At 42.7% G+C, this 2,008-nt stretch carries 2 protein-coding genes; both read right to left on the bottom strand.

The features are described from left to right. Positions 1-304: 304 nt before the first annotated feature. On the bottom strand, positions 305-916 hold the full coding sequence (locus tag AC5GD6_RS06210; protein ID WP_491846479.1) for a cysteine hydrolase family protein: 612 nt from the start codon (positions 914-916) through the stop codon (positions 305-307). Positions 917-1,008: 92 nt separating this feature from the next. Beyond that, on the bottom strand, positions 1,009-1,872 hold the full coding sequence (trmB, locus tag AC5GD6_RS06205; protein ID WP_491846478.1) for a tRNA (guanine(46)-N(7))-methyltransferase TrmB: 864 nt from the start codon (positions 1,870-1,872) through the stop codon (positions 1,009-1,011). Positions 1,873-2,008 lie beyond the last annotated feature (136 nt).

Here is a 2,008-nt window from a genome sequence, read left to right as displayed (position 1 = left end):
GTGACGTTTGAAAAAATCTTTCTTATCCTGGGTTCGAATCCGAGTCTCGCCTCCATTGAATAACAGCAGGTAGAGCGTCCAAACGGCGCTCTTTTTTGTGCGATTCTTAGCACGGTGCGCGCAGATTGTGTTTGATATAGAAGAGAAAATATGGGAGTTGCTTCTCGTGCTATTCGGTGTACTACTCACAACAGCAATCGATATAGCACGAGAAAGCTATAAAAAGAACCATGAAAAGTATCTCATAAACATAACGGTTGTGACAGTTCTCTTACAGAGAGTCACGCGTTTTAACGTTTAAATATTAATCCTCAATTTTTGCACCAAGGCAATGCTCAAAATGGTTAAGCGCCCATGCATGTCCTTGTGGATCAAAACTTGCAACGCCATTCTTGTGAACAACAATAGAAAAACCAAGGTTATACGCGTCAACGGCTGTATGCAGAACACAAATATCTGTGCAAACACCTACAAGATGAATTTCATTGATGTCACGCTCTCGCAGCTTGATGTGCAAATCAGTTCCTGCAAACGCAGAATAGCGTGTTTTTGGCATGTAATAAAGGTTTGGCTTATCCTTGTTGGCTTCCAAAATGGTTTGCATTTCTCCATATAGCTTTTGACCTGGAGTTCCTTCGATATTGTGAGGCGGAAAGAGCTTGGTTTCTGGATGATATGGATCACCTTTGTGATGTGTGTCATTGGCAATAACTACATATTCGCCTGCATTAAGAAAATCATGCGTCAGATCGCAAATATGCTGGCTAAGTGCCTGCGCTGGTGCGCCTACGGTAAGCGCCCCATCATCTGCTACAAAATCGTATGAATAATCAATTACAATAAGTGCTTTCATATTCTCGCCTCGTTTTGCTCTGTTCATCTTAATACGGCCATTACTATGGCTTTTGTCAATCATATATTATATGCTTTTTTACGTTGTAAAGAGGTGCTACGCATTGATTTTATGAGGATAGTCATGCAAGATAAATTTATATCTCATTCACTCTATTACATTGGCTGCCCATGCGAATCAAGCCGCTTGCCGTTGTGTTTTGCCTCGTAATTAATCAAATTGGTAAACGTTCCCTGCATACCATGGGGAATATAACTCATAAGCGAGAGATCCCGTGGCAGATAATCAACCAAGCTCAATTTTTCTACCTGTGAAATCTGCGCAGGCAGCGCGTCCACAATATATTCTCGCGCCAACACGCGTGCACCTTGCTCACTTAGTTTTTCTTCGTATTGACTCATAGGTTCATCTGGTCGATCAGTTCGTGCATTGTCTGATTCCCACATACATGTATAGCCCGCGCGCGTAAATTGCGTTTTGGCAAATTGCATAAGCGGATACGAGTCTGTTTTAAACGTCAGTTTTGCACCTTGAGCCAGCAAATCGCGATACACCAACAAATTATCAAGATACACCAAGCGATCACGCGCCTGCTTTTTACGCGGAAACGGGGTTGGAAAATTAAGATATATACGTGCCAACTCGCCTTGTGCAAAATATTCATGCAAAAGACTTGAATGCGCGCAAAATACCACCACATTAGAAAGCTTCTCGTCACAAATCTTCTGCGCCGCAATAGCTATACACAACGGCTCTATATCCACGCCAACAAAGAGCACACCAGGCTCACGCCGTGCTGCCTCAAGCGTGAAATTTCCTTTTCCGCACCCCAAATCTAAGCGAACTTCTTCAAACGCCGCCTGTATAAATTTGCCATGTTCGTCTTGTTCACACGGACAACACCAGCTGCGCCATGAACCGCGAAGCGTTTTGGGCTTCTCTACGATTGCTTTCTGGTAGCGTATAAGACGCTGTGCGAGATCAAAATTTTTTCCAAGTCGTGCGTGAAGTGCGTGCATTGCTCATACTCTTTCTTATGAGTTTTAATGGTCGTATCTATGCCTACGTATCTATGCCTATATGCTAGATTTCCTTAAACATAGTAAGGGATGGTCATTGGATATTCAAAACTTTTATAAAATGCATAGACACTGT

It is taken from the genome of Fannyhessea sp., assembly GCF_986145555.1.
Note: the sequence above shows the minus strand (reverse complement) of the source record. Positions and strands in the feature narration are given on the sequence as shown.

Excerpts from the sequence above, each read along its gene's own strand:
- trmB (WP_491846478.1), bottom strand. The coding sequence starts at position 1,872 with ATGCACGCACTTCACGCACGACTTGGAAAAAATTTTGATCTCGCACAG.
- AC5GD6_RS06210 (WP_491846479.1), bottom strand. The coding sequence starts at position 916 with ATGATTGACAAAAGCCATAGTAATGGCCGTATTAAGATGAACAGAGCA.